The sequence below is a fragment of the Mycobacterium sp. 1245111.1 genome (assembly GCF_001673405.1).
Classification (GTDB): Bacteria; Actinomycetota; Actinomycetes; order Mycobacteriales; family Mycobacteriaceae; genus Mycobacterium.
In genome coordinates this window covers 1-599 of record NZ_LZLV01000055.1, presented here as the reverse complement: position 1 = coordinate 599, position 599 = coordinate 1, and the positions used below count along the sequence as shown (strand labels likewise).

Here is a 599-nt window from a genome sequence, read left to right as displayed (position 1 = left end):
AAGGTCTATCTCGGCGGCACAGCCGCGACCTATAAGGACATGCACGACGGCTCCAACATCGACCTGTTGATCGCCGGGATTGCGGCGGCCACCTTGATTTTCGTCATCATGCTGGTGATCACCCGAAGCGTGGTGGCGGCCGTCGTGATTGTCGGCACGGTGCTGCTCTCGCTGGGCGCGTCGTTCGGGCTCTCGGTACTGCTCTGGCAGTACATCCTCGGTATCAAACTGCACTGGATGGTGCTCGCGATGTCGGTGATCGTGCTGCTTGCCGTCGGTTCGGACTACAACCTGTTGTTGATATCCCGCTTGAAAGAGGAGATACCCGCCGGGCTGAAGACCGGGATCATCCGCGCGATGGGCAGCACCGGCAAGGTGGTGACCAACGCCGGTCTGGTGTTCGCGTTCACGATGGCCTCAATGGTGGTCAGCGACCTGCGCATCATCGGCCAGGTGGGCACCACCATCGGTCTCGGCCTGCTGTTCGACACGTTGGTGGTGCGCTCGTTCATGACGCCGTCCATCGCCTCGCTTCTGGGGCGCTGGTTCTGGTGGCCGATCAAGGTGCGACCACGGCCGGCCAGCGTGATGCTGCGACC

General features: G+C 62.4%; 1 protein-coding gene. It reads left to right on the top strand.

The window, feature by feature from the left end; all coding sequences use genetic code 11:
• Nucleotides 1–599 (top strand): MMPL family transporter (locus A5658_RS10120; protein ID WP_156751350.1); only part of this gene is annotated, 599 nt, incomplete at both ends.